At 65.4% G+C, this 25,172-nt stretch carries 21 protein-coding genes and 1 tRNA gene; 6 read left to right on the top strand and 16 right to left on the bottom strand.

Features of this window, described 5'->3' with window-relative positions:
• Positions 1 to 82 precede the first annotated feature (82 nt).
• Complete coding sequence (gene rpoC / locus HF680_RS02330) at positions 83 to 4,279, bottom strand: DNA-directed RNA polymerase subunit beta' (protein ID WP_161640102.1); 4,197 nt, start codon at positions 4,277 to 4,279, stop codon at positions 83 to 85.
• Between the two features lie 103 nt (positions 4,280 to 4,382).
• The gene (gene rpoB, locus HF680_RS02325) at positions 4,383 to 8,498 is read right to left on the bottom strand and encodes a DNA-directed RNA polymerase subunit beta (protein ID WP_185223958.1); all 4,116 of its coding nucleotides are present in this window, start codon (positions 8,496 to 8,498) and stop codon (positions 4,383 to 4,385) included.
• A 339-nt stretch (positions 8,499 to 8,837) separates the two neighbouring features.
• Between rpoB and HF680_RS02320 the strand changes: the two genes are divergently transcribed.
• From HF680_RS02320 to HF680_RS02305, 4 genes are all read left to right on the top strand, one after another.
• A complete protein-coding gene (locus HF680_RS02320; protein ID WP_045810717.1) occupies positions 8,838 to 9,389 on the top strand; it encodes an FKBP-type peptidyl-prolyl cis-trans isomerase in 552 nt (183 codons plus the stop codon).
• 132 nt (positions 9,390 to 9,521) lie between these two features.
• Positions 9,522 to 10,007 (top strand): hypothetical protein, encoded by a 486-nt coding sequence (locus HF680_RS02315; RefSeq protein ID WP_137721394.1) that lies wholly within the window; start codon positions 9,522 to 9,524, stop codon positions 10,005 to 10,007.
• A gap of 132 nt (positions 10,008 to 10,139) precedes the next feature.
• Positions 10,140 to 12,101, top strand: a complete 1,962-nt coding sequence (locus HF680_RS02310; protein WP_052689525.1) for a M61 family metallopeptidase — start codon at positions 10,140 to 10,142, stop codon at positions 12,099 to 12,101.
• 235 nt (positions 12,102 to 12,336) lie between these two features.
• Positions 12,337 to 14,325: a M61 family metallopeptidase gene (locus HF680_RS02305; RefSeq protein WP_185223957.1), complete on the top strand. Its 1,989-nt coding sequence runs from the start codon at positions 12,337 to 12,339 to the stop codon at positions 14,323 to 14,325.
• A gap of 40 nt (positions 14,326 to 14,365) precedes the next feature.
• On the opposite strand, the gene HF680_RS02300 is transcribed toward HF680_RS02305, so the two are convergent.
• On the bottom strand, positions 14,366 to 15,043 hold the full coding sequence (locus tag HF680_RS02300; RefSeq protein WP_055804574.1) for a type 1 glutamine amidotransferase domain-containing protein: 678 nt from the start codon (positions 15,041 to 15,043) through the stop codon (positions 14,366 to 14,368).
• Positions 15,044 to 15,162: 119 nt separating this feature from the next.
• On the opposite strand from HF680_RS02300, the gene HF680_RS02295 reads away from it, so the two are divergent.
• The gene (locus HF680_RS02295) at positions 15,163 to 16,080 is read left to right on the top strand and encodes an alpha/beta hydrolase family esterase (protein ID WP_185223956.1); all 918 of its coding nucleotides are present in this window, start codon (positions 15,163 to 15,165) and stop codon (positions 16,078 to 16,080) included.
• A 165-nt stretch (positions 16,081 to 16,245) separates the two neighbouring features.
• Here the strand turns inward: HF680_RS02295 and rplL are convergent, their stop codons facing one another.
• From rplL to HF680_RS02265, 6 genes are all read right to left on the bottom strand, one after another.
• Positions 16,246 to 16,629 (bottom strand): 50S ribosomal protein L7/L12, encoded by a 384-nt coding sequence (rplL, locus tag HF680_RS02290; protein WP_039248437.1) that lies wholly within the window; start codon positions 16,627 to 16,629, stop codon positions 16,246 to 16,248.
• A gap of 62 nt (positions 16,630 to 16,691) precedes the next feature.
• The gene (gene rplJ, locus HF680_RS02285; RefSeq protein ID WP_039248433.1) at positions 16,692 to 17,207 is read right to left on the bottom strand and encodes a 50S ribosomal protein L10; all 516 of its coding nucleotides are present in this window, start codon (positions 17,205 to 17,207) and stop codon (positions 16,692 to 16,694) included.
• A gap of 310 nt (positions 17,208 to 17,517) precedes the next feature.
• On the bottom strand, positions 17,518 to 18,090 hold the full coding sequence (locus tag HF680_RS02280) for a DUF2059 domain-containing protein (RefSeq protein WP_185223955.1): 573 nt from the start codon (positions 18,088 to 18,090) through the stop codon (positions 17,518 to 17,520).
• Positions 18,091 to 18,159: 69 nt separating this feature from the next.
• The gene (locus HF680_RS02275) at positions 18,160 to 18,612 is read right to left on the bottom strand and encodes an NUDIX hydrolase (RefSeq protein WP_185223954.1); all 453 of its coding nucleotides are present in this window, start codon (positions 18,610 to 18,612) and stop codon (positions 18,160 to 18,162) included.
• A 153-nt stretch (positions 18,613 to 18,765) separates the two neighbouring features.
• Positions 18,766 to 19,827, bottom strand: coding sequence for an AI-2E family transporter (locus HF680_RS02270; RefSeq protein ID WP_055805391.1), 1,062 nt, complete (start codon positions 19,825 to 19,827; stop codon positions 18,766 to 18,768).
• Between the two features lie 90 nt (positions 19,828 to 19,917).
• Positions 19,918 to 20,334, bottom strand: a complete 417-nt coding sequence (locus HF680_RS02265) for a winged helix-turn-helix transcriptional regulator (RefSeq protein ID WP_185223953.1) — start codon at positions 20,332 to 20,334, stop codon at positions 19,918 to 19,920.
• A gap of 53 nt (positions 20,335 to 20,387) precedes the next feature.
• Here HF680_RS02265 and HF680_RS02260 point away from each other — a divergent pair, with 53 nt between their 5' ends.
• Positions 20,388 to 20,996, top strand: coding sequence for an NAD(P)-dependent oxidoreductase (locus HF680_RS02260; protein ID WP_185223952.1), 609 nt, complete (start codon positions 20,388 to 20,390; stop codon positions 20,994 to 20,996).
• A 64-nt stretch (positions 20,997 to 21,060) separates the two neighbouring features.
• Here the strand turns inward: HF680_RS02260 and rplA are convergent, their stop codons facing one another.
• The 7 genes from rplA to HF680_RS16130 form a co-directional block, all read right to left on the bottom strand.
• Positions 21,061 to 21,750 carry a 50S ribosomal protein L1 gene (gene rplA / locus HF680_RS02255; protein ID WP_017506695.1) on the bottom strand — a complete coding sequence of 230 codons (690 nt, stop codon included), beginning with the start codon at positions 21,748 to 21,750 and terminating at the stop codon, positions 21,061 to 21,063.
• Between the two features lie 3 nt (positions 21,751 to 21,753).
• The gene (gene rplK, locus HF680_RS02250; protein ID WP_008259841.1) at positions 21,754 to 22,185 is read right to left on the bottom strand and encodes a 50S ribosomal protein L11; all 432 of its coding nucleotides are present in this window, start codon (positions 22,183 to 22,185) and stop codon (positions 21,754 to 21,756) included.
• A gap of 228 nt (positions 22,186 to 22,413) precedes the next feature.
• Complete coding sequence (gene nusG, locus HF680_RS02245; RefSeq protein ID WP_017506694.1) at positions 22,414 to 22,989, bottom strand: transcription termination/antitermination protein NusG; 576 nt, start codon at positions 22,987 to 22,989, stop codon at positions 22,414 to 22,416.
• A 13-nt stretch (positions 22,990 to 23,002) separates the two neighbouring features.
• A complete protein-coding gene (gene secE / locus HF680_RS02240; protein WP_017506693.1) occupies positions 23,003 to 23,317 on the bottom strand; it encodes a preprotein translocase subunit SecE in 315 nt (104 codons plus the stop codon).
• Between the two features lie 70 nt (positions 23,318 to 23,387).
• Positions 23,388 to 23,463: transfer RNA gene (locus tag HF680_RS02235), tRNA-Trp, on the bottom strand.
• A 96-nt stretch (positions 23,464 to 23,559) separates the two neighbouring features.
• Positions 23,560 to 24,894: a hemolysin family protein gene (locus HF680_RS02230; RefSeq protein ID WP_185223951.1), complete on the bottom strand. Its 1,335-nt coding sequence runs from the start codon at positions 24,892 to 24,894 to the stop codon at positions 23,560 to 23,562.
• Between the two features lie 95 nt (positions 24,895 to 24,989).
• Positions 24,990 to 25,124, bottom strand: a complete 135-nt coding sequence (locus HF680_RS16130; RefSeq protein WP_255360388.1) for a hypothetical protein — start codon at positions 25,122 to 25,124, stop codon at positions 24,990 to 24,992.
• Positions 25,125 to 25,172 lie beyond the last annotated feature (48 nt).

The following is a 25,172-nucleotide window of genomic DNA, read 5'->3' as shown; positions in this document are numbered from 1 at the left end:
CGGGCACGCGTCAAGTCATAGAAAAAGGGCGACGCCGTCGCCGGCGCCGCCCTCTTCTTGTCTTCGCTCGGGAAGCGGAAGATCAGCTCTCGCTGCTCTCCAGCTCCAGTTGCAGATCGGCCGGCAGCGGCTCGATCGCCTCTTCCAGGGCCGAGGTCAGCTCCGCATCACGCGCGTTGGCGATCTTCTGCAGGCTGCGCAGGTAGGCGCCGGTGCCGGCCGGGATCAGGCGGCCGACGATGACGTTTTCCTTCAGGCCTTCCAGCATGTCCTTCTTGCCGTGGACCGAGGCGTCGGTGAGGACGCGGGTGGTCTCCTGGAAGGACGCCGCCGAGATGAAGCTGCGGGTTTGCAGCGACGCCTTGGTGATGCCCAGCAGGACGGGCTGGGTGGTGGCCAGACGGCCGCCGCGCTTCTCGACCTTGGCGTTTTCCAGAACGGCTTCGGCGACTTCGACGGTGTCGCCGCGGATCAGGGTGGTTTCACCCGAATCCAGCACTTCCACCTTCTGCAGCATCTGACGCACGATGACTTCGATGTGCTTGTCGTTGATCGGCACGCCCTGCAGTCGATAGACCTCCTGCACTTCGTTCACCAGATACTCGGCCAGCGCCTCGACGCCCTGGATGCGCAGCAGATCGTGCGGATCCGGGTTGCCGTCGATGATGTAGTCGCCCTTCTGGATCAGATCGCCGTCGTGGACGGAGATGTGCTTGCCCTTCGGGATCAGGAACTCGACCGGTTCGCCCTGCACGCCGTCGGCGTTGGGCTCGGGCGTGATCTTGATGCGACGCTTGTTCTTGTAGTCGCGGCCGAATTCGACGCGACCATCCATCTCGGCGATGACCGCGCAGTCCTTCGGACGGCGAGCTTCGAACAGTTCGGCGACGCGCGGCAGACCGCCGGTGATGTCGCGGGTCTTGGCGCCTTCGGTCGGAACGCGAGCGATGATCTCGCCCGGCTTGACCTCATCGCCGTTCGACACGGACAGAACCGCGCCCACCGGCAGCAGATAGCGGGCGTCCGAACCGGACGACAGCTTGGCGTAGGCGTCGCCCAGAGTGACGCCCATGGCCGGACGCAGGTCCGAGCCGCGCGGGCTGGCGCGCCAGTCGCTGACGACGCGCTGGGCGATGCCCGTCGCTTCGTCGGTTTCTTCCTTGACCGACAGGCCTTCGACCAGGTCTTCGAAGCGCACGACGCCGCCGACTTCCGTCAGGATCGGGGTGGTGTAGGGGTCCCACTCCGCCAGGCGTTGGTTCTTCTTGACCTCGTCGCCGTCCTTGACGCGGATGCGGGCGCCGTAAGGAGCCTTGTGCGTCTCGCGGTCCTTGCCGTCCACGACCACGGTCACGATGACGTTGCGGCTCATGGCCACCAGGTCGCCGTGGGCCGCGACGACGGTCGGGCCGGTGACCTTGGCCGTACCGGCGTTGGTCGCCTCCATGAAGGAGGTTTCCGCCACCTGGGCCGTACCGCCGATGTGGAAGGTCCGCATCGTCAGCTGGGTGCCCGGCTCGCCGATCGACTGGGCGGCGATGACGCCGACCGCTTCGCCGATGTTGACGTTGGTGCCGCGCGCCAGGTCACGACCGTAGCAGTGGGCGCAGATGCCGGCGTCCGCCTCGCAGGTCAGGGCCGAACGGACCTTGACCGACTGGACGCCCGCAGCCTCGACGGCCTCGGCGACTTCTTCCACCAGATAGGTGTCGGCGGGGAACAGAACGGTGTCGGTGCCCGGCTCCTTGATATCCTCGGCCGCATAACGACCCAGGATGCGTTGACCCAGCGAGACCAGCACGTCGCCGCCTTCCATCACCGCACGCAGGGTGATGCCACGCGTCGAGCCGCAATCCTGCTCGGTGACGATGGAGTCCTGCGCCACGTCCACCAGACGGCGGGTCAGGTAACCCGAGTTGGCGGTCTTCAGTGCGGTGTCGGCCAGACCCTTACGGGCGCCGTGGGTGGAGTTGAAGTATTCAAGGACGGTCAGGCCTTCCTTGAAGTTCGAGGTGATCGGCGTCTCGATGATCTCGCCGGACGGCTTGGCCATCAGGCCGCGCATGCCGCCCAGTTGCTTCATCTGGGCCTGCGAGCCCCGGGCGCCGGAGTTGGCCATCATGAAGACCGAGTTGATGTCGGGGTTTTCACCCTCGATCAGCACGCGCGGTTGCGCGATCTCGCCCATCATGGCGTCGGCGATCCGGTCCGTGGCCTTGGACCAGGCGTCGACCACCTTGTTGTACTTCTCGCCGCGCGTGATCAGGCCGTCGGCGTACTGTTGCTCGTACTCCTCGACCTGGGTGCGGGTCTCGGCGACCAGTTCGACCTTCTTGGCCGGGATCACGATGTCGTCCTTGCCGAACGAGATGCCGGCCTTGGCGGCTTCGCGGAAGCCCAGGCCCATCATCTGGTCGGCGAAGATGACGGTCGCCTTCTGACCGCAGTGGCGATAGACCACGTCGATCAGATTGCCGATTTCCTTCTTGGTCAGGTTCTTCTCAAGCAGGCGATAGCCGACGTTCGGGTTACGCGGCAACAGGGCGGCCAGCTTCATGCGGCCCGGCGTGGTGTCGATGACCTTGGTCACCTCCTTGCCTTCGGCGTCCTGTTCCGTCCAGCGCGCCTTAATGCGCGTGTGCAGGGTGACGACCTTGGCGTCCAGCGCCGCATCGATCTCGCCGATGTTGGCGAACAGCTTGCCTTCGCCCGGCTCGCCGTCCTTGACCAGCGACAGATAGTACAGGCCCAGGACGATGTCCTGCGAGGGCACGATGATCGGCTTGCCGTTGGCAGGCGACAGGATGTTGTTGGTCGACATCATCAGGACGCGCGCTTCCAGCTGGGCCTCGAGGCTCAGCGGGACGTGAACGGCCATCTGGTCGCCGTCGAAGTCGGCGTTGAAGGCGGTGCAGACCAGCGGGTGCAGGCGGATGGCCTTGCCCTCGATCAGCTTGGGCTCAAACGCCTGAATGCCCAGACGGTGGAGCGTCGGCGCGCGGTTCAGCAGAACCGGGTGCTCGCGGATGACCTCGTCCAGGATGTCCCAGACGGCGGGCTGCTCGCGCTCGACCATGCGCTTGGATTGCTTGACGGTGCCCGACAGGCCCTTGGCGTCCAGGCGCGCATAGATGAACGGCTTGAACAGCTCCAGCGCCATCTTCTTGGGCAGGCCGCACTCGTGCAGCTTCAGTTCCGGACCCACGGTGATGACCGAACGACCCGAATAGTCGACGCGCTTGCCCAGCAGGTTCTGACGGAAGCGACCCTGCTTGCCCTTCAGCATGTCGGCCAGCGACTTCAGCGGACGCTTGTTGGCGCCCGTGATCACGCGACCGCGACGGCCGTTGTCGAACAGGGCGTCGACGGACTCCTGCAGCATCCGCTTTTCGTTACGGATGATGATGTCCGGCGCGCGCAGTTCCATCAGGCGCTTCAGGCGGTTGTTGCGGTTGATGACGCGGCGATACAGGTCGTTCAGGTCGGAGGTCGCGAAACGACCGCCGTCCAGCGGCACCAGCGGACGCAGTTCCGGCGGGATGACCGGCACGATCGTCAGGATCATCCACTCGGGCTTGTTGCCCGATTCCAGGAAGGCCTCGATCAGCTTCAGGCGCTTGGACGCCTTCTTGGCCTTCATTTCCGAGGGATTGTCGGCCAGCTCGGCGCGGTGCTTTTCGGCTTCCGCGTTCAGGTCGATGCCCATCAGCAGGTTGCGGACGGCCTCGGCGCCGATTTCGGCGGTGAAGCCGTCATCGCCGAACTCTTCCTGGTAGCGATAGAACTCGTCTTCCGTCAGCAGTTGGTTCTGCTTCAGCGGGGTCAGGCCCGGCTCGGTGACGATGTAGTTTTCGAAGTACAGGACGCGCTCGACGTCCTTCAGCGCCATGTCCAGCATCAGCGAGATGCGGCTGGGCAGCGACTTCAGGAACCAGATGTGAGCGACCGGCGCAGCCAGGTCGATGTGACCCATGCGCTCGCGGCGAACGCGGGCCAGGGTGACTTCGACGCCGCACTTCTCGCAGATGATGCCCTTGTACTTCATGCGCTTGTACTTGCCGCACAGGCATTCGTAGTCCTTGGTCGGGCCAAAGATACGTGCGCAGAACAGGCCGTCACGCTCGGGCTTGAACGTGCGGTAGTTGATGGTTTCCGGCTTCTTGATCTCGCCGAACGACCACGAACGGATCTTCTCGGGCGAGGCCAGAGCGATCTTGATCTGGTCGAAGGTCGGGGTGACCGGGACCGGGTTGAAGATGTTCAGGACTTCCTGGTTCATCTTGATTCCTTCTGCGGGGCTGACCCGCGAAAATTATTCAGAACGGAGAAAAGCGGAGGGATCGCCCTCCCCCGCCGTGGCGAGAGAGGGCTCGTGATCCGGATCAGCTGTTCCCCAGCTCCACGTTCAGACCCAGCGAACGCATTTCCTTGATGAGCACGTTGAAGCTCTCGGGAATGCCGGCCTCGAAGCTGTCGTCGCCACGGACGATGGCCTCGTAGACCTTCGTCCGGCCGGCCACATCGTCGGACTTCACCGTCAGCATCTCCTGCAGGGTGTAGGCGGCGCCGTAAGCTTCCAAAGCCCAGACCTCCATTTCCCCGAAGCGCTGACCGCCGAACTGCGCCTTGCCGCCCAGCGGCTGCTGGGTGACCAGCGAGTACGGGCCGATGGAGCGGGCGTGGATCTTGTCGTCGACCAGGTGGTGCAGCTTCAGCATGTAGATGTAGCCGACCGTGACCGGACGCTTGAACTGCTCGCCGGTCTGACCGTCGTACAGGATCGACTGGGCCGACTTATTCAGCCCCGCCTCTTCCAGCAGACGCTCGATGTCGCTGATGTGGGCGCCGTCGAAGACCGGGGTCGCGAAGGGCACGCCCTTGGACAGGTTCTTCGCCAGTTCGACCAGTTCTTCCTCATCTTCCGGCAGCGGGGTTTCCGGGCCGTAGATTTCGGTCAAACGCTCGACCAGAGCCTGCTTCTGACCACCCCCTTGCCAGGCTTCCAGCAGACCGGAGATCTGCTTGCCCAGACCGGCGGCGGCCCAACCCAGGTGGGTTTCGAAGATCTGTCCAATGTTCATGCGCGACGGCACGCCCAGCGGGTTCAGAACGACGTCGACGTGCGTGCCGTCTTCCAGGTGCGGCATGTCCTCGATCGGCAGGATCTTGGAAATGACGCCCTTGTTGCCGTGACGGCCGGCCATCTTGTCGCCGGGCTGCAGCTTGCGCTTCACGGCCACGAAGACCTTGACCATCTTCATCACGCCGGGGGGCAGTTCGTCGCCGCGTTGCAGCTTCTCGACCTTGTCTTCGAAACGACGGTCCAGCTGCTTGCGAGCGTCCTCGAACTGGCGCTTCATCGCTTCCAGCTCGCCCATGGCCTTTTCGTCGTCCAGGGCGATCTGCCACCACAGACCACGGCTGACCTCGGCCAGCTTTTCTTCGGTCAGTTCGCCGCGGCCGATGCCCTTGGGACCCGACACGGCGTTCTTGCCGACGATCAGCGGCTTCAGGCGGCCATAGACGTTGCGCTCCAGGATCTTGAGCTCGTCGTCGCGGTCCTTGCCCAGACGTTCGATCTCGGCGCGTTCGATCGCCATGGCGCGCTCGTCCTTGTCGACGCCGTGACGGTTGAAGACGCGCACGTCGACGATCGTGCCGGCGACGCCGGGCGGCAGGCGCAGGGAGGTGTCGCGCACGTCCGAAGCCTTCTCGCCGAAGATGGCGCGAAGCAGCTTCTCTTCCGGCGTCATCGGGCTTTCACCCTTCGGCGTGACCTTGCCGACCAGAATGTCGCCCGGCTGAACTTCGGCGCCGATGGCCACGATGCCCGCTTCGTCGAGGTTGCGCAGGGCTTCCTCGCCGACGTTGGGGATGTCGCGCGTGATTTCCTCAGGGCCAAGCTTCGTATCGCGGGCGGCGACTTCGAACTCTTCCAGGTGGATCGAGGTGAAGACGTCGTCGCGCACGATGCGCTCGGAGATCAGGATGGAGTCTTCGAAGTTGTAGCCGTTCCAGGGCATGAAGGCGACCAGGGCGTTGCGGCCCAGAGCCAGTTCGCCCAGGTCCGTCGACGGACCGTCGGCGATCACGTCGCCGCCCTTCACCTGATCGCCCACGCGCACGATCGGGCGCTGGTTGATGCAGGTCGACTGGTTCGAACGCTGGAACTTCGACAGGCGGTAGATGTCGACGCCCGAGCGGGCGGCGTCCACGTCGCCGGTGGCGCGCACAACGATCCGGGTGCCGTCGATCTGTTCGACGACGCCGTCACGACGGGCGACCACGACGGCGCCGGAGTCCACGGCCACGACCGCTTCCATGCCGGTGCCGACCAGCGGCGCGTCCGACTGCACCAGAGGCACGGCCTGACGTTGCATGTTGGCGCCCATCAGCGCGCGGTTGGCGTCGTCGTTTTCCAGAAACGGGATCAGGGCGGCGGCGACCGAAACGACCTGTTTCGGCGACACGTCCATCATGTCCACGGCGTCCTTGTTCAGGAGCTGGGATTCACCGTTGATCCGGCCGGGGACCAGGTCCTCGACGATCTGGCCGTTCTTCAGTTCGATGTTGGCCTGAGCGATCGTGTACTTCGACTCTTCCATGGCCGAGATGTAGACCACCTCGCCCTGGGCCTGACCGTCCTTCACGCGGCGGTACGGGCTCTCGATGAAGCCGTACTTGTTGACCCGCGCGTGGGTGGCCAGCGAGTTGATCAGACCGATGTTCGGGCCTTCCGGCGTTTCGATCGGGCAGATGCGGCCGTAGTGGGTCGGGTGCACGTCGCGGACTTCGAAGCCCGCGCGCTCACGCGTCAGACCGCCAGGGCCAAGCGCCGACAGACGACGCTTGTGGGTGATTTCCGACAGCGGGTTCGTCTGGTCCATGAACTGCGACAGCTGCGACGAACCGAAGAACTCGCGAACCGCGGCGGCGGCCGGCTTGGCGTTGATCAGGTCGTGCGGCATGACCGTGTCGATATCGACTGAGGACATGCGCTCCTTGATGGCGCGCTCCATGCGCAGCAGACCGACGCGGTACTGGTTTTCCAGCAGCTCGCCGACCGAACGGACCCGGCGGTTGCCCAGGTTGTCGATGTCGTCGATCTCGCCGCGGCCGTCCTTCAGGCCGACCAGGATCTGCAGCACCTTCAGCACGTCTTCCTTGCGCAGGACGCGGATCTCGTCGGAGACCTCGGGGCTTTCCAGACGCATGTTCATCTTGACCCGGCCGACGGCCGACAGGTCGTAGCGTTCGCTGTCGAAGAACAGCGAGTTGAACATGGCCTCGGCGGCTTCCGGGGTGGGCGGCTCGCCCGGACGCATCACGCGATAGACGTCGAACAGGGCGTCCTCGCGGTTGTCGTTCTTGTCCACGCGCAGGGTGTTGCGCATGTAGGCGCCAACCGTGACGTGGTCGATGTCCAGCACTTCGATGGTGGTGAAGCCGTTTTGCTCCAGCACTTCGATGGTCGGGGCGTCCAGTTCGTCGCCGGCCTCAGCGAAGATTTCGCCGGTCTCGAAGTTGACGGCGTCATTGGCCAGATATTTGGTGACCAGGGCGTCGGCGGCCAGCGACAGCGACGTCGTCGTCTCGCCCAGCTTCTTGGCGGCGCGGGCGCTGATCTTCTGACCGGCCTGGGCGACCACTTCGCCGGTGTCGGCGTCGATCAGGTCGAACTCCGGCTTAACCCCGCGCCAGCGCTCGGCCTTGTAGGGCGTGACCCAGCCTTCGCCGCGCTTCTCGTAAGGCACGGTCTCGTAGAAGGTCTTCAGGATTTCCTCGCCGTCCATGCCCAGACCCATCAGGAAGGTCGTGGCGGGCAGCTTGCGGCGGCGGTCGATGCGGACATAGACCACGTCCTTGGCGTCGAACTCGAAGTCGAGCCACGAGCCGCGGTACGGGATCACGCGGGCGGCGAACAGCAGCTTGCCCGAGCTGTGCGTCTTGCCCTTGTCGTGGTCGAAGAAGACGCCCGGCGAACGGTGCATCTGCGAGACGATCACGCGCTCGGTGCCGTTGACGATGAAGGTGCCCTTGTCCGTCATGAGCGGGATGTCGCCCATGTAGACGTCCTGCTCCTTGATGTCCTTGACCGAACGGGCTCCCGTTTCCTCGTCGGTTTCGAACACGATCAGGCGCAGCTTGACCTTCAGCGGCGCGGCATAGGTCATGTCGCGCTGAATGCACTCCTCGACGTCGTACTTCGGCTCTTCGAACTCGTACGAGACGTATTCCAGGATGGCGCGCTCGTTGAAGTCCTTGATCGGGAACACCGACTTGAAGACCGCCTCGATGCCCTGCTCCTTGCGCTGGCCCGGACGGACCTCGCGCTGCAGGAACTGTTCGTAGGAGGCGCGCTGAACCTCGATCAGGTTCGGCATCGCGATCGCTTCGGGGATACGCCCGAAGGATTTGCGGATGCGCTTCTTGCCGGTGAACGAGGTGGCGGAAGCGATCTGACCGTTGATGGCGAGATCGTGGGCGACGTCAGTCATTCAGTGTTTCCCATGGCGCACGTCCCGGGGAAGACGTGCGTGAAATGCAGCAGCCACGGCGCGCGTTTCCGCGTCCGCAGCCAGGGTTTCGGCATCCACCCTCGGCCCGCTGCCGGGCCAGGATGCCTGAAATGGACCGGCTCCCTGGGAAGGAGCCGCGCCTTCGCTCGGTCGGAGGGCGACGGACCGGGCCTCGGCGCTTGCGCGCAGACTCATGTGGAGTGTTGCGGAGCGCGCACATATACGCGCATTCGCGACGAAATAAAGGCCCCGGGAACCTTTTCGACAGAGCCGAGCAATCTCGTTGCGAGCGACGATGGGCTGATCTAGCGTCGCCTTATGACACGGATCGCCCTGCCCCTTCTCGCCGCTCTCGCCCTCTCCGCCTGCGCCACCCACCGCGAGCCGGTGACCTATGCCGAGACGGCTTCGGCCGCTGCGCGCGCCGCGGATCAGGTCAACGGCCAGGGCGCCTTGACGCCGCAGCAGGCCTGGGACGCCGGCAACACCGCCTACCTCGCCTGGAACGGCGCCCGACGCGGCTGGACCACCACCGAAAGCGGCCTGCAATATCGCCGCGTCGGCAAGGCCCACCCCGAGGGCGCTCAGCCCAAGGCGACCGACACGGTCAAGGTCCACTATCGCGGGACCTTCATCGACGGGCGCGAGTTCGACAGTTCCTACGCCCGCAACGAACCGGCCGAGTTTCCGCTGAACCGCGTCATCAAGGGCTGGACCGAGGGCGTGGCCCTGATGCGCGTCGGAGAGATCTACGAGTTCGTCATCCCCGCCTCGCTGGGCTACGGCTCGCGCTGGGTCGGCGGCGACGAACTGCCCCCCAATTCCACCCTGCGCTTCTCTGTCGAACTGCTGGACGTCAAGCCAAGCTGAAGACCGAAACAGGATGGCTGGCGCCCGCGCTCCATCCTATTTCGACATCCTGACCGCTGCCTATTCAACGGCTTATGCGCTCGAAGCGTCATTGTTCCGGCCATACCCGACGCCGCCCGCATCATGGGCGGCATGACCGATGACATCTCCGATCCCAATCCAAACTCGCCCGACTGGACCCGACGGTCCGCCGCAACCTGGGCCGCCGCCCGCAAAGACTATCTCGCCGGGGGGTTCGCCCAGGAGGTCTGCGCGCGCCACGGTCTCAGTCTGTCGACCTTCCGTTGGCGCGCTCGCACGGAGGGCTGGCGCCGATCGGACCAGCCGCACGGCGCGGTTTTCGAACCGCTCGACGCCTATGAGTTGGACGCCATCGACCAGCGCCTGCCCTGCAACGCCGCCGACATGGCGCGTCTGGCCTGGGCCAATGCTTCACGGGCGATGATCGACGGCAAGCTGATCGAGGCGCGGGGCTGGTCCCGGCTGCACAAGGATCTGGAGGCCATCGCCAAGATCGACGACCATGCTGTGCGCTACTACCGGGGCATGGCCAACGACCCGAAACGACAGCACAACCTGCCCACCACGCCGCCCCTGCGTCCGATGGAAGAAGACTGATCGAAATTGCACCTCCTTGCATTTTGCACGCGTTTTCGGGGTGCAGTGCAATTTCGGATCAGCGCTGACGCTTGACGCCCCGCCCCCTGCGTCGGACTGTCGCGGCTCCCCCAGTCGCCTGAAGAGTATTCGATGATCCGTTCTTGCCTGCGCGCCGCCCCTCTCGGCCTCGCTCTTCTGCTCGTCTCGACCGCCCCGGCCGCCCTGGCGCAGCAGGCCTCGACCACACCGCCCGCCCTGCCCGCGCCCCTGCCTGCGATTCCGGACGCGCGGGACGTCGCCTATCCCGGCGTCATCACCCTGGACGTCGACGCCACCAATCTGGCCCAGCACATCTTTGCGGTGAAGGAAACGATCCCGGTCGCCCAGGCGGGACCGATGACCCTGTTCTTCCCCGAATGGCTGCCGGGCAACCACGGCCCCGTCGGCCCCATCGCGCAGCTGGCCGGCATCGAGATCACCGCGAACGGCCAGCGCGTGCAGTGGGTCCGCGACACCCTGCATCCCTTCGCCTACCACGTGGTCGTCCCGGCCGGTGCGACGACGCTGGACATCACCCTGCAGCACCTGTCGCCGACGACCGGCAATCAGGGCCGCATCACGATGACGCCCGAGATGCTGAACATCCAGTGGGAGAAGATGCTGCTCTATCCCGCCGGCCACTGGTCGCGGAACATCACGGTCCAGCCCACGGTCAAATTCCCCGCTGGCTGGCAGTTCGGCACGGCGCTGGAGCCCGACAGCAAGGCCGGCGACGTCCAGACGTTCAAGCCCGTCAATCTGGAGGTGTTGATCGACAGCCCGGTCTTCGCCGGCGTCCACTATCGCCAGATCGACCTCGATCCCGGCGGCCGCTCGCCCGTTCGCGCCAACATCGTCGCCGACAAGGCCGACAGCCTGAACGCGACGGACGAGCAGATCCAGATCCTGCGCAATCTGGTCGCCCAGATGGACCGCCTGTATGGCGCGCGCCATTTCGACCACTACGACTTCCTGATCGCCATGACGGACAAGCTGGGCGGCATCGGGCTGGAGCATCACCGCAGTTCGGAAAACTCGGTCGATCCCGCCTTCTTCACCGGCTGGGATACCCATCTGTCCGACCGTGACCTGCTCAGCCACGAAATGAACCACTCCTGGGACGGCAAATGGCGCCGCCCCGCCGACCAGTATGTGCCCAACTTCAACAGCCCCCTGCAGAACAGCCTGCTGTGGGTCTATGAAGGCCAGACGCAGTACTATGGCCAAGTGATCGCCGCCCGCTCGGGCCTGCTCAGCAAGCAACAGGCGATGGACGCCCTGGCCATGACCGCCGCGACCTTCGACACGCGCGTCGGCCGCGAATGGCGCGCGATGCAGGACACGACCAACGACCCCATCATCAGCCAGCGCCAGCCCAAGGGCTGGCTGTCGTGGCAACGCGACGAGGACTACTATTCCGAGGGCCAGTTGATCTGGCTCGACGTCGACACGACGATCCGCGAAAAGACCGGCGGCAGGAAGTCGCTCGACGACTTCGCCCGCGCCTTCTACGGCGTCCAGGACGGCAGCTATACGCCCGCTCCCTATACGTTCGAGGATGTGGTCGCGGCCCTGAACGGCGTCGTCGCCAATGACTGGGCGACCTTCCTGCGTACCCGACTGGACGCCGACGGCCCCGAGGCCCGCGCCCCGCTGGACGGTCTGGCGCGCGGCGGCTGGCGGCTGGCCTATTCGGACAAGCCCACCGATTATATGAAGACCCTGTATGCCGAGCTGAAACGCAACGACTTCACCTATTCGCTGGGCTTCCAGACCGGCGAGGGCAACAGGATTCGCAGCGTCCAGTGGAACGGCCTGGCCTTCAAGTCGGGCCTGGCCGCCGGGATGGAGATCGTCGCCGTCAACGGGCAGGCCGCCAGCGCCGAACGCCTGACCGACGCCGTCACCGCAGCCAAGGATCCGTCGACGCCCGTCACCTTGATCGTCAAGGATGACGAGCAATACCGCACCGTCGTCTTCGACTACCACGACGGTCTGCGCTACCCCCGCCTGGAACGCATCCCCGGCACGCCCGACCGCCTAGGCGACATCCTGACGCCGCGTCGGCGCTGAGTTACTGCCCTTCTCCCGTTGGGAGAAGGTGGCCCCGAAGGGGTCGGATGAGGGTCGGATGGCGGGCCGACTCGCGCACCCGACCCTCACCCTTTCGCGCCAGAACGCCGGCTTCGCCGTCGTGCGCTCAAGCCCTCTCCCAACGGGAGAGGGGTCAGGGTCGCGGCCATCTGTCCCTTGACGCATCGCCCCTCGCCCCCGACGGTGCGGCTCCCCTGCCGATGTGGATGACCGAATGCCGCGCACCCGCCTGACCGCCTTCTGCCTCTCCGTCCTGATGACGGCCGCATCCGCTCCCGCGATAGCTCAGACCTTCCAGTCCACTCCGGTCGTCACCGAGGCGACCCAGGCGCCGCTGGCCCTGCCCCGCGCCCAGCCGGCCATCCCGGCGCCGCAGGACAAGCCATATCCGGGCGTGATCCAATACCGCGCCGACATCACCGACCTGGACCGCCGCATCATCCGCGTCAGCCAGACCATACCGGTCGCCGGTCCTGGCCCGCTGACGCTGCTCTATCCGAAGTTCCTGCCCGGCAACCACGCCGCCACCGGCCCGATCCAGCTGTTGGCCGGCCTGACCGTCACCGCCGACGGCCGACGCATCGAGTGGCTGCGCGACACGCTGGACCCTTACGCCTTCCACCTCGACATTCCGGCGGGCGTGACCAGCATCGAGGTGCAGTTCCAGCAGCTGACCCAACCCGACGCCTCCAACTGGCGCGTGCTGATGACCCCGGCCATGGTCAATCTGCAGTGGGAGAAGGCCATCCTCTATCCGGCCGGCTATTTCAGCCGCCAGATCCGGGTCGCCCCCTCGGTGGTCCTGCCCGCCGGCTGGAAATACGGCACGGCCCTGACCACGGCGTCTCAGGACGGCGACGTGGCGACCTTCGCCCCGACCGACCTCTACACCCTGATCGACAGCCCCATCTTCGCCGGCGCCCATTATCGCCGCGTGGACATCGACCCCAGCGGCGCCCCGTCTGAATCAAGGGTCCACCTGAACATCCTGGCCGACGAGGCCAAGGGTCTGGCCGCCACCGACGACCAGCTGAAACTGTTCGAGAACATGGTCCAGCAGGCCGACCGCCTGTTCGGCGCCCGCCACTTCGACAACTACGAATTCCTGTTCGCCCTGACGGATCAGATGGGCGGCATCGGGCTGGAGCATCATCGCTCGTCCGAGAACACCGGCGCGCCCGACTTCTTCACCAACTGGACCAAGAGCGCCGGCGACCGGGGCCTGCTGCCGCACGAATACACCCACTCCTGGAACGGCAAGTTCATGCGTCCGGCGGACGAGCTGACCGCCAACCACAACGTCCCGACTCAGAACACCCTGCTGTGGGTGTATGAGGGCCAAACCGAATATTGGGGCGACGTACTGGCCGCCCGTTCCGGCCTGCATTCCAAGGACGTGGCCCTGGCCACCCTGGCCAGCGTCGCCGCCTTCTATGACAACCAGCCGGGCCGCCAGTGGCGCGCCTTGCAGGACACCAACAATCACAATCTGCTGGGCTATCGCGTGCCGGGCCAGTTCACCTCATGGATGCGCGGCACCGGCGACTACTACCGCGAAAGCCTGCTGGTCTGGCTGGACGCCGACACCCTGATCCGCGAGGGCACCAACGGCCGTAAGTCGCTGGATGATTTCGCCAAGGGCTTCTTCGGTCACGACGACGGCGAATGGGCGCCTCAGGGCTACACCTTCGAAGATGTCGTCGCGGCCCTGAACGCCGTCTATCCGCACGCTTGGGCCGCCTTCCTGCGCACCCGCCTCGACGCCGTCGGCCCCGACGCCAGGGCGCCGCTGGCCGGGATCGAGCGTGGCGGCTGGCGACTGACCTACACCGACACGCCGTCGGTGGCGGAGAAGTCGGTCCAGAGCGGCTGGGCCAACGACTTCCAGTATTCGCTGGGCTTCACCCTGTCTGGCGACAAGCTGACCAACATCCGTTGGGGCGGCCCCGCCTTCGAGCAAGGCCTCGGCGCCGGCTGGAGCCTGGTCGCCGTCAACGGCAAGGCCGGCTCGGCCGAGGTGTTGCGCGACGCCGTCACGGCGGCGAAAGGGACCGACGCCCCGATCGAACTGTTGCTGAAATCCGGCGATCGCTTCCGAACGGTGGCCTTCGCCTATCACGACGGCCTGCGCTACCCGCGGCTTGAACGGATCGAGGGCGCGCCGGATCGCCTGTCCGACATCCTCGCGCCCCGCCGGCGCTGAAAGCGTCTCCTCCCCGCCTCGCGGGGAGGAGACACGACCCTTACTTCAACAGCTTCAGCAGCGCCTCGGCCGCCGCGTGCGAAGAGCCAGGGTTCTGCCCGGTCACCAGCTTGCCGTCGGTCAACACATAGGAGCCCCAGTCCGGCCCCTTGGAGTAGTCGCCGCCGTTGGCGGTCAGCACGTTCTCGACCAGGAACGGCACCACATCGGTCAGGCCCACGGCCTCCTCTTCGGAGTTGGTGAAGCCGGTCACCTTGCGACCGTTGACCAGCGGCTTGCCGTCCGGCCCGTTCACCGACTTCAGCACGCCGGGCGCATGACAGACGAAGCCGGTCGGCTTGTCCGCCTTGGCGAAGGCCTCGATCAGGGCGATGGAGTCGGCGTCGTTCGCCAGGTCCCACAGCGGTCCGTGTCCGCCGGGATAGAAGACGGCGTCGAAGTCCTCGGCCTTCACCGACGACAGGACGACGGTCGAGGCCAACGCGGCCTGGGCTTCGGGGTCGGCCTTGAACCGGCGCGTATCGTCGGTCTGGGCGTCGGGGTCGTCGCTCTTGGGGTCCAGCGGCGGCTGACCGCCCTTGGGCGAGGCCAGCACGATCTCCGCGCCCGCATCCTTCAGCGCGTAATAGGGCGCCGCCAGTTCTTCCAGCCAGAAGCCGGTCTTCTTGCCCGTGTCGCCGAGTTGATCGTGCGACGTCAGCACCAACAGAATTTTCATAGGGGATGGCTCCGTCTTGGGGTGTCCACAGATGGGAAGCCGCACGGCGCCGCTCAAGACTGGCCTCGATGCCGAAAACATCCCACCCTGCCGGCCTCGATCAGCGGAGACGACGTCGCATGAAGCCTTGGTTCGGTCTGTTCGCCGCCCTGATGGGCCTGATGATCTTCAGCCCGTCGGCGCAGGCGGCCGGCCCCTGCAACATCGGACAGGCGGGCGCGACCCAGGCCGTCGCCGTCGGCCGCACCGGACGCACCATGCGGATCCACCTGCCTGCTGGTTTCGACCCTGCAAAGCCGGCGCCTCTGGTCTTCCTGCTGCACGGCAGCGGCGGCACGGGAGAGAAGATGCTGGCGTCTTCCGGCTTGGCGGAGGCGGCGGATCGGCACGGCTTCATCGTCGCCGCGCCCGACGCCGGCATTCCGATCGATCAAGGTTTCGTCTGGAACATCCCCGGTGTGCCGACCGTCACCGGCGCGGTCCCCGGTCCCGGCGATGCGGACGACGTCGCATATCTGACGGGCGCCATCGATTATCTGGCCGACCAGGGATGCGTCGATGACGGCCGCGTCTATGCGACGGGCCTGTCGGGCGGCGGGCGCATGGCGTCCTGGCTGGGTTGCGTCGCCGCTGACCGTTTCGCCGCCATCGCCCCGGTCGTCGGCTTGCGCGCCGGCAATCCCAGAAAGGACCGCCCGCAGGAGCCGGATCCCGCCACCTGCCGCCCTTCGCGGCCCATGCCGGTCATCGCCTTCGCCGGCGACGCCGACACCACCAATCCGATCCAGGGCGGCGGTGCAGGCTATTGGAGCTACACCATGCATGCCGCCGAACAGCGCTGGGCCCAGTTGAACGGCTGCACCCAGGTGCGCGACACCCGCTGGATCGCCGACAAGGTCTATGAAGAGGGCCACGCCGCCTGCCGCGACGGCGCCGACGTGGTGGGCCGCATCACCTCAGGCGGCGGCCACAGCTGGGTCGCCGACAACGACGCCCTATGGGCCTTCTTCGCCGCCCGCACCCGCCCGCAGCGCTGAGCGCTCCACGCACCACACCAGCGCCCGGCCTCAAGTAGCGCCCGGCCTCAAGTAGCGCGAAGCGCGATAGGCCCAGCAAAAGCTTGCGGTAGGCCCCAAAAGAAAAAGACCCGGCGGTTTCCCGCCGGGCCTTTCCGATCTTCAGCAAATGCCGAAAGTCAGATCTTACTTGATCTGGACCTTGGCGCCGGCTTCCGTCAGCTTCTTTGCGATTTCGTCGGCTTGTTGCTTGGAGACGTTCTCGACGACGTTCTGCGGAGCGCCTTCGACCAGGTCCTTGGCTTCCTTCAGACCCAGGTCCGAACGGACGCCGCGGACTTCCTTGATCACGTTGATCTTCTTGTCGCCGCCGTCGACCAGGACGACGGTGAATTCGGTTTGCTCTTCGGCAGCTTCAGCCGGAGCGCCGCCGCCGGCGGCCGGAGCAGCCATGGCGACCGGAGCAGCGGCGCTGACGCCCCACTTTTCTTCCAGCAGCTTGGAGAGTTCAGCAGCTTCGAGGACGGTCAGAGCGGACAGGTCTTCGACGATCTTGGCGAGGTCAGCCATTGTCAGTTTTCCTTCGGAGGATTGGTTTTAGAGAGTGATGCAGAGATGAAAGGCTGGGCCGCTTACGCGGCTTCCTTGGTGGCGTAGGCGTTGAAAACGCGAGCCAGCTGACCGGCGGGTGCTTGCAGCACGCCGGCGATACGGGTCGCAGGCGCGTTGAGCAGGCCGATGAGCTGACCGCGAACCTCGTCGAGCGTCGGGAGCTTGGACAGTGCGTCCACGCCCTTTTGGTCGACGATGGTCGAGCCCATGAAGCCGCCGACGATCTTGAAACGATCGTTGCCCTTGGCGAACTCGGTGGCGACCTTGGCGGCCGTACCGGGGTTCTCGGAATAGGCGATGCCCACGGGACCCTTGAACAGGTTGTGGTATTCGCTGCCTTCCTCGGCTTCGAGCGCCTTCAGCGCCAGGCGGTTCTTGACCACCTTGAACGCGCCGCCTTCTTTACGAAGACGGCCACGCAGATCTTCCATTTCCGCAACGGTCAGACCCAGGTTGTGGGTCACGACCACGCTGCCGGCGTCGGCGAAAACGCCCTTGAGCGATTCGATAGACTCGGCTTTTTGAGCGCGATCCATTGCGGTCTCCAGTCTTGGTATTCGCCGCCGGGCTTATTCCCGACGACGGATTGGCCAAAGCGCGTCGCATCGCTGCGAAACGTCTGGCCGGTCTTATTGTCCGAAGGATGCGTCCGACGTCGTCCATCCCGGAATGCGGGCTGACAGCGCAAGGTCGCGTCCCCATCTCCCCACGGCGTCAGAGGGCTCTCTGACAGTTATGGCCTGGGTGACCCCCACGCCCCGAAGTTCTCGGACAGGACCGTCAGAAGATGAACCTCCGACGGGAAGCGGCGCTCTTACAGGCGCCGCCGCTGGAAATCAACCCGGCTTAACGCCGGCTGGGCTTGGCGCCGGTCTGCTCAGACTCGCCACAGTCGAACCGGGCGCAATATTTGCTCTCGAACTCCTCCAGAAGGTTCGTCATCGCTGCGGTCTCGACCTCCTGTGAGGCCATGCTCAAGGATATCGTCTTGGCTGCGACAGAGCGCCCGACAGCCGTGCGATAAAATGCGATCTGAGCGACGAGTTCTTCTTCGGTGAAGACGGAGCCGTAGATCGGGGCCAAGTCATCCATGAACCGCTCGATCATTCTGCTCGCCATGGACGGCATGTTGGTGCGCACCCAAATCGCTTCTTCGCCGCCCTTCTTATCCAGTTCGCCCATCTGCGTGACCATGAAGCGCTCGAACTCCTTCATGAAGTTCGGGCCGACGGACAGGTCGATTAGTTCGCGCGCCAGGGCGCTGCGGCGCGCCAGGCCGGCATCCTGCGGCGCCGGCTCGACGCGCGTGACGACAATTGTATCGGATTGAGCCTCCGCCTGCGCGTGCGCGCCTGTCGCGCTCAGACCCAGCGCCAGACCCAGCGACGCGGCCAGCGCCAGTTTGCGTGTGATGATCATGATGGCCTCCCCCGCCCTCTTATCGGAAGGCTCAGGCCCGCAGGCCAGTCGAATTCGACCGACGGTTGCTTAATCTTCCAGCGGCGTGGCGTCGAAGTCGCGGATCAGCGCGGCCAGGTCGGGCTCATGAACCAGATCCGCCGCCTCGCTCAGGCTCATCCAGCGGCGCTCGCGCTGATGCGCTTCGGGCCAGGCGCCCATCTGGATCAGCACTTCGAGCGGATAGACCGACACCACGCACTGGCGCACGCCGCCGTCTTTCAAACCCTTGGCGTAGCGGAAGACGCCGATGGACTGGGTGTCGACATCCCCCTTGACCCCCGCCTCCTCCATCGCCTCCTGGGCGGCGGCCTCGGGATCGGTCTTGCCGACCATCCGCCCGCCCTTGGGGATCACCCAGCGTCGCGTTTCGCGCGAGGTGATCATCAGGATGCGACGCTCGCCGTCCTCCAGCCGCCATGGCAGGGCCGCGACCTGCCGGGTCTCGGAGCGGGTGGTGCGTTTCGACCGGGCCTGGGCCACGCCTCAGCCCTCGCCCATCGCGTGAGCGGTCCTGACGATTCGTGCTGGCGCTCGCCCAATCTTCACGTCTGGTTCCAGGTCTGCCGGTCGCGGCCGCCCTCGAAACGGGATCGCGACGGCTGCGTCAAGTTGTCAGACCACGGACGGTCCCATTTATTTCTCGCCGGGCGCCTTGGCCTTGGGATCGCCCAGCACGTCCTGACGATACAGCATGGTGATCAGGGTGTGCAGCACCAGCGCCAGCGGCGTGGCGAACAGTACGCCAAGCGGCCCGAACAGGGTGCCGATGCCCACCACGGCGAAGATGCCAAGAACGACGGGCAGATTGGCCACGTTCTTCTGCACCATAGGCGTGATGAAGTTGCTTTCCAGTTGGGACACAACGACATACAGCGCCAGCGTCATCAGGGCCGTCTGCCACCCTTGCGTCGCCCCCACCAGCACGGCCGGCACGGTGGAGACGATGGGTCCCACGATCGGCACGAACTGCGCCAGTCCCGTCAGCAGACCCAGCCCCAGCGCCGACGGCACGCCGATGATGGCCAAACCGACGCCGGTCAGCGTTCCGACCAGGACCATCGAGAACAGCTGCGCCTTCAGCCAGCCCTTCAGCGCCTTGCCGCAGCTGTTCAGCACTTCGCGCATTCGCGGCCGCCGATCCATGGGCAGCATGGACAGCAGCCCCTCGCGCGACTTGGCGGGTTCGATCGCCAGGAAGACGCCCGCGACCACGACCAGAACCAGGGTCGTGACGCCCGATGCGAGACCCAGGGCGAACTTCTGCGCCACCTGCAACGCCTGACCGGCGCGGCCGCCCAGCCCCTGCAACTGTTCCAGCAACTGCGCGGCATAGGGTTGGGCCTGGATCCAGGACTGAACCTGCTCCCACCCTTGCGGCACCACGGCCGACAGGGCCACGACCTGTTCGGTGATCTGGGTTCCGAACAGGGTCAGCACGCCTGCCAGCACCGCGATCACGATCAGCAGCGACAGAAAGACGGCCAGCGGATCCGGCGCCTTCAGCCAGCGCACGATAGGATCGGCCAGGGCGCGCAGGATCACCGACACCACGATGGCCCCGAAGATCAGCAGCCATAGCGTCTGCAAGGTCACGATCAGCTGGACCGCGAAATAGGCCGCCACCAGCACGATGGCGCCGAACGCGAGGCGCCCCTTCCACGGGTCGTGGCCGCCCACACCAGGCTTGTCGCCCATCAGTTTTCCCAGTCCGAACATATCGCCCCCTTCAAGGTCGCGACAGGAACGCGGGTCGAGCGTGGCCGTTCGCCGCACGCGATAAAAAAGTCAGTGGGCGTCGCAGGATCGCTGATCGTAGGCCATTTGTGCGGCCGCGACTTCCGGCATCCGGGTCTCGGCCCAGTCGATCATCGATTGCATCGCCGCCATCAGGGTTCGGCCCAGCGGCGTGACCGCATAGGTCACCGACACCGGCACGGTCGGCACGACGGAGCGTGACACCAGCCCGTCGCGCTCCAGCGATTTCAGCGTCTGGCTCAGCATCTTCTGCGACACCCCATCAACCCGCTGCTTCAGGGCGTTGAAGCGGATCGGCCCCTCTCCCAGCACGATCAGGATCAGGGTGCTCCACTTGTCGGCGATGCGGTCCAGCAGTTGGCGCGTCGGACAGTTCGCTGCGAACACATCGCCGCGCAGCCAGGTTTCTGGAAGGTGACCAGGTGTCTGAAAGGTGCCGTCTTGCATGGGCGTGTTTCATATCGCACCTGGTATCCATTGGATACCCAAAGGAGCCTTCCATGAAAGTCGCAGTTCTCGGCGCCAGCGGTCGCGCCGGTTCGGAAATCACCAAGGAACTGGCCGCGCGCGGTCACACGGTCACCGCCATCGCCCGCAAGCCTGAGGCGATCCCGAGCGCCACCGGCGTCACGCCTGTCGCCGGCGACGCCTCTGACACCGCCGCGCTCGCCGACCTGATCGAGGGCTCGGACGCGGTCATCAGCGCCCTGCACTTCGATATTCCCGCCGCGACGATCCTGGGCGCGCTGAAGACCGCCGGCGTCCCGCGCCTGCTCGTCACCGGCGGCGCCGCCAGCCTGGAGGTCGCGCCCGGCGTCCTCTTGTTCGACACGCCGCAGTTTCCGGCCGAATGGAAGCCCATCGCCAAGGGCGGCCTGACCTTCCTGGACGACCTGCGTCAGGAAACGGACATCGACTGGACCTTCTTCTCCCCCGCCGCCCTGATCGAGGAAACGCCGCGACTGGGCCGCTATCGCACCGGGACCGACCAACTGGTCGTGGACGCCAACGGCGACAGCAAGATCGGCTTCTCCGACTACGCCATCGCTATGGTCGACGAACTGGAAAACCCCAAGCACAGCCGCGCCCGCTTCACCGCCGCCTACTGATCCGGGCAAGAAAAAACGGCGGGGATCGCTCCCCGCCGTTCTTCAGTGTGGCCTGTCTTTCGACTTAGGCGCCCAGCGAGGCCGGGTCGACCTTGAAGCCCGGGCCCATCGTCGAGGACAGGCTGATGCGCTTCACATAGGTGCCCTTGGCGCCCGACGGCTTGGAACGCACCAGGGCGTCCACGATGGCCTTCACGTTGGCTTCCAGAGCATCCTGGGTGAACGAGACCTTGCCGATGCCGGCGTGGACGATGCCCGCCTTCTCGACGCGGAACTCCACGGCGCCGCCCTTGGCGTCCTTGACGGCCTGGGCCACGTTCGGGGTCACGGTGCCGACCTTGGGGTTCGGCATCAGGCCGCGCGGGCCCAGCACCTTACCCAGACGGCCGACCAGGGCCATCATGTCCGGCGACGCGATCACGCGGTCGAACTCCATGAAGCCGCCGGCGATCTTTTCGTACAGATCTTCGGCGCCGACGTGTTCGGCGCCGGCTGCGGTGGCTTCGGCGGCCTTGGCGTCCTTGGCGAAGACGGCGACGCGAACGTCACGGCCGGTGCCCGACGGCAGGTTGACGACGCCACGGACCTGTTGGTCGGCGTGACGCGGATCGACGCCCAGGTTGACCGAGATTTCCAGCGACTCGTCGAACTTGGCCTTGGCGTTTTCCTTGGCCAGCTTGATGGCGTCGGAGAACGGCAGCAGGTCCTGGGTCACGCCGGTGCGGGCCTTGAAGGCCTTGGTTTGCTTGGCCATGGTTTAGCCCTCCACCACTTCGAGGCCCATCGCGCGGGCGGAGCCTTCGATGATCTTGGCCGCCGCGTCGAGGTCGTTGGCGTTCAGATCCTTCATCTTCTTTTCGGCGATCTCGCGCAGTTGCGCCTGCGTGATCTTGCCGGCGACTTCACGGCCGACCAGCTTCGAACCCGACTTCAGGCCCGTGGCCTGCTTCAGGTACCAGGTCGCCGGCGGCGTCTTGGTGATGAAGGTGAACGACTTGTCCTGATAGACGGTGATCACGGTCGGAAGCGGGGTGCCCTTGGCTTCCTTCTCGGTGCGCGCGTTGAACTCCTTGCAGAAGCCCATGATGTTCACGCCGCGCTGACCCAGAGCCGGGCCGATCGGGGGCGAAGGCGTGGCCGAACCGGCCGGCACTTGCAGCTTGATATAGCCGAGAATCTTCTTGGCCATTGGTCTCTCCTATGAATGACCCCAGACGTGATCCGGGACCGGTGAGCCGTGGTGCGGCATGGCTGCCTCCCACGGATTTGACGCTCCACGAACCGAAGGCCCGCCGAGCGAAGGCGCGCGTGTAACAGAGGGGGGCTGGAAAGGCAACGCACCGCCCCGCCCTCGCCGCAGAAACGAAAAAGCCGCGCCCTTTCGGACGCGGCTTAAATCTCGACAGGGGCGTGAGCCTCAGCCCGCGACCTTCTCCACCTGGGCGTATTCCAGTTCGACCGGCGTGGCGCGGCCGAAGATGGACACGGCGACGCGCAGGCGGGCGTGTTCTTCGTCCACGCTCTCGACCGAACCGTCGAAGCTGGCGAACGGGCCGTCGATGACCTTGACCTTCTCGCCGATGTCGAAGCGGATGGTGGGCTTGGGACGCTCGACGCCCTCTTCCACGGCGCCGATGATGTTCTGAACTTCACGCTCGGAGACCGGCAGCGGCTTGGTGCCGCCCGCGGCGCCCAGGAAGCCCGTGACCTTCGGCGTGTTCTTGACCAGGTGATAGGCCTGGTCGGTCATTTCCATCTTCACCAGCACATAGCCGGGGAAGAACTTGCGTTCCGAGTTCACCTTGCGGCCGCGACGGATCTCGACGACGTCCTCGGTCGGCACCAGAATTTCGGAGAAGGCGTCTTCCAGGCCCTGTTGCTTGGCCTGATCACGCAGCTGCTCGGCGACCTTCTTCTCGAAGTTCGAGTAGGCGTTGACGATGTACCACTTGTGGCGCGGATTGGCGGGCTTTGCGGGCGCTGCATCGGTCATGGGCACGTCTTTCTCAGGATCCGAGAGCGATGATGTAGCGGAAGGCGTAGCCCAGGCCAGTGTCCACGATCCAGAAGAAGATCGAGGCGATAATGACCATGATGAAGACCATCACCGAGGTGATCCAGGTCTCCTTGCGGCTGGGCCAGACGATCTTGCGGCCTTCGGCGCGCACCTGGCTCAGGAACTGGCCGGGGCTGGTGCGGGGCTTCTTGGGCTCGGGCGAATCGACCGTGATGGCGGCGGCGCCGGCCGCCTGAGGCTTGGCGCCCATCTGGGGCTTCGCGCTGCCTTGAGGCCGCTTGCCGGGAGTTTTGGCCTTGGCCATCAGTTGCTCTTCACACAATTGTTCCTGTCGCCCCAGATGGGAAGTCCCATCCGGAAGCGACAGGGGGGATTGGCAGGAGTTGGGGGACTCGAACCCACGACCCCCGGTTTTGGAGACCGGTGCTCTACCAGCTGAGCTAAACTCCTAGACTACCGCGCAAACCCGAGAGGTCCGTGCGTTCGCCAGAGGGGGGCGTATGCCCGACACCGCCCGCCATTTCAAGGGCGATGTGACACTTGCGATCAGTCTTCCAGATGCGCGGCGATGGCGTCCCGCTCGTCCTCGGCCTTCACCAGTTCCTTGAAGATCAGCTTGTCGATACGGCGGTCGTCCATATCCACGACCTCGACCTCGAATCGACCCACCTGCAGCACCTCGCCCTCGTCCGGGACGCGCGAGATCTGGTGCAGAATCAGGCCGGCGACGGTGTGGAAGCCTTCATGCTCGCCGAAGTCTTCGCCCAGGGTGTCGGCAAGGTCATCAAGGTCGGTCTGGCCGTCCACCAGCCAGGTGCCGTCCGCGCGTTGATGGATCCAGGCCTGCTCTTCGTCATGGCCCTCGTCGAAGTCGCCGGCGATCATCTCCAGAATGTCGGTCGCCGTCACCACGCCTTCGAAGGCGCCGTATTCGTCGACGATGAAGGCCATGTGGACCCGCGAGCCCTTCAGGATTTCCAGCGCCTTCAGCACCGATGTCGACTGAGGAATAAAGGCCGGCTCGGCGACCAGCGGCTCCACATCGATCTTGCCGGTCGTCAGAAGGGCGTCCAGCAGGTCCTTCTTGTGCACCAGGCCGAGCGGATTATCGACGTCGTTCTCGCGCGCCACGACGATGCGCGAATAAGGGCAGGTGCGGATTTCCTCGCGCACCACCTCCTCGGGGTCGTCCAGGGCGATCCAGAACACCTCGTGGCGCGGCGTCATGGCCACCCGCACCGGACGGTCGCCCAGGCGCATGATCTCCTCGATCATCTCCTGCTCTTCCGGTTCGATCAGACCGGCCGAGGTGCCCTCGGCCAGGATGGTCGCCACCTCTTCCTGGGTCACGTCCGATCCGTCGCGATCCTTGACGCCCAGCAGCTTCAGAATGCCCGAGGTCGAGGCGGTCAGCAGCAGGACGAAGGGCTTCAGCACGACCGCCAGCGTCGAGATGGGCTTGGCCATCTTGGACGCCACCGTCTCGGGGAAGATCAGCGCCAGGCGCTTGGGCACCAGTTCGCCGATGATCAGCGAGACATAGGTGATGCACACGACCACCACGGCGGTCGCGAAGAATTCGGTGTATTGCGCCAGCGCCGGGAAGGCGACTTCCAGAATGCGATCCAGCTCGCCCGCGATGGTCGCCTGACCATAGGCGCCCGCCAGAATGCCGATCAGGGTGATGCCCACCTGGACCGCGGACAGGAACTGAGTCGGTTCTTCCGACAGTTTCAGCGCCGCCCGGGCCCCCCGGTCGCCCCGTTCCGCCCTCGCCTGCAGCTTGGATTTCCGCGAGGAGACAACCGCCAATTCAGTCATGGCGAACAAGCCGTTGAGCACCACCAGGAGCAGAACGACAGCAATAGCGATGAGTAACATCTAGGGGGTTTTGGGGACCGACGCGGCGCGACAGACGGCGTCCGCAACGCTACATTAGGGCAGGATCGCGACCAGCGCCACGTTTTCCTTTGCGCTCAGCCCGTTCGCCCGGCTTCGACCGAGCCGTAAGCGCCCGAAACCGGCCGGCCGTTGGCGTCATACTGGGTCGCACAGGCGCTCATGCCCAGCACGGTGCCGATGAAGATACCCAGTCGAATGGCGCGTCGCATTTGGTTGCCGAAAGATTAACGTCCGATCCGAACGTAAATCCCGGTCAG

Origin of the sequence: Brevundimonas huaxiensis (assembly GCF_014218725.1) — a bacterium.
Taxonomy (GTDB): Bacteria; Pseudomonadota; Alphaproteobacteria; order Caulobacterales; family Caulobacteraceae; genus Brevundimonas; species Brevundimonas huaxiensis.
Note: the sequence above shows the minus strand (reverse complement) of the source record. Positions and strands in the feature narration are given on the sequence as shown.